Source organism: Streptomyces sp. NPDC021562, from assembly GCF_040640875.1.
In the GTDB taxonomy this organism is placed as follows: domain Bacteria; phylum Actinomycetota; class Actinomycetes; order Streptomycetales; family Streptomycetaceae; genus Streptomyces.
In genome coordinates, this window is record NZ_JBFACN010000075.1 from 1 (window position 1) to 2,179 (window position 2,179).

1 protein-coding gene is annotated in these 2,179 nt (G+C 73.2%); it reads left to right on the forward strand.

Translation table 11 applies throughout. From position 1 onward, the window contains the following. The coding region (locus AB0G52_RS40875) for a type I polyketide synthase (RefSeq protein ID WP_361344335.1) at positions 1 to 2,179 on the forward strand (2,179 nt) is incomplete at both ends.

Here is a 2,179-nt window from a genome sequence, read left to right on the forward strand (position 1 = left end):
CCCACCCCGTCCTCACCCCCACCCTCACCCACACACCCCACACCACCCTCCACACCCTCCGCCGCAACCACGCCACCCCCACCGACCTCACCACCGCCCTCGCCCACGCCCACACCACCGGCACCACCCCCACCTGGACCACCCGGATCTCCGCCCCGGCGCGCAGGGTGTCCCTGCCGACCTACCCCTTCCAGCGCCGCTCCTACTGGCCGAGCGCGATCGCGGAGCCCGCTGCGGCCGCGGACGTGGCACCTGCCGAGCAGGAAGAGCCGGTCGCCTCCCCCGCCGCACCGCCGGTCAGGGGGGCTCTGGACCTCGTCCTCACCGAATGCGCCCGAGTGCTCGGGCACGCGTCGGCGGCGGAGGTGCCGCCCCAGGCCACGTTCAAGGACCTGGGCTTCGACTCCTTCGCGGGCGTCGACCTGTGCAAGCGTCTCTCGGCACTGCTGGGCCGCCGGGTACCGGTCAACGCGACGTACGACCACCCCAGTCCGGCCGAACTCGCCGCCCACCTGGAGGGGGACCCGGACCCTGCGGGCGTCCCCGCCGTCCGGGCCGGCACGCCGGAGCAGGACGATCGGATCGCCATCGTCGCCATGGCCTGCCGCTTCCCCGGCGGTGTGCAGGGGCCGGAGGATCTCTGGCGGCTGCTGATCGAGGAGCGGGACGCCATCGGGGACTTCCCGGACGACCGTGGCTGGGACCTGGACGCGCTCTACGACCCCGACCCGGGCCACCCGGGCACGACGTATGTGCGCCGGGGCGGTTTCCTCGACGACATCGCCGGGTTCGACGCCTCTCTCTTCGACATCGCACCGCGCGAGGCGCTGGCGATGGACCCGCACCAGCGGCTTCTGCTGGAAACCACCTGGGAGGCCTTCGAACGAGCCGGTATCGACCCCGGCACCCTGCGCGGCAGCCGTACGGGCGTGTTCGTCGGCACGAACGAGCAGGACTACGCCACCTACAGCACGGCCGGTCCGGCGCAGGGCAGTGAGGGGTTCCTGCTGACCGGACACGCGGCGAGCGTGGCGTCAGGGCGGCTGGCGTACGTGTTCGGACTCGAGGGGCCGGCTCTGACCGTGGACACGGCATGTTCGTCGTCATTGGTCGCCCTGCATCTCGCCGTGCAGTCGCTGCGCAGCGCGGAGTGCGATCTGGCGGTCGCGGGCGGCGCGAGCGTGATGTCGACGCCGGGCATCTTCCTGGAGTTCTCCCGGCAGGGCGGACTGTCGGCCGACGGCCGCTGCAAGGCCTTCGACGAGTCGGCGGACGGCACCGGCTGGTCGGAGGGCGTGGGCACGCTGCTGGTGGAGCGGCTGTCCGACGCCCGCCGCAACAACCACCCGGTCCTCGCGGTCCTCCGCGCCACCGCCGTCAACCAGGACGGCGCCTCCAACGGGCTGAGCGCGCCCAACGGGCGGTCCCAGGCCCGCCTGATCCGCGGCGCCCTGGACAGCGCGGGGCTCACCGCCGCCGACGTGGACGCCGTCGAGGCCCACGGCACCGGCACCCGGCTCGGCGACCCCATCGAAGCCCAGGCCATCCTCGCGACCTACGGCCAGAACCGCAGCCACCCCCTCTACCTCGGCTCGGCGAAGTCCAATCTCGGGCACACCCAGGCCGCCGCCGGCATGGCCGGAGTCATGAAGATGGTCCTGGCGCTGCGGGAAGGGCTGCTCCCCCGCACCCTGCACGTCAGCGAGCCGACGTCACACGTCGACTGGTCCTCGGGAGCGGTGGAACTGCTGGCCGAGACCCGGACGTGGCCCGAGGTGGAGCGCGTACGGCGGGCGGCGGTGTCGTCCTTCGGGATCAGCGGGACCAACGCGCACGTCATCCTCGAACAACCCGAAGAACCCGAACAGCCCGAGGAACCCGCACGCCCGCCGCAGGCACCCTCCTCCCCCCTGCCCCTCCTGCTCTCCGCAGCCAGCACCGAAGCACTGGCCGCGATGGGCGAACGACTCGCCGACGCGCTGGAGGGCGGGCAGCAGCACCTCCCCGACGTCGCCCACGCCCTGGCCACCACCCGCGCCCTGCTCCCCCACCGGGCGGTCGTCGTCGCCGAAAACCACCAGAGTGCCCTGGACGGCCTGCGCGCCCTGGCCACCCACCAACCCTCCCCCCACGTCATCACCGGACACGCCCACACCACCCCACGCGGCCCGGTGTTCGT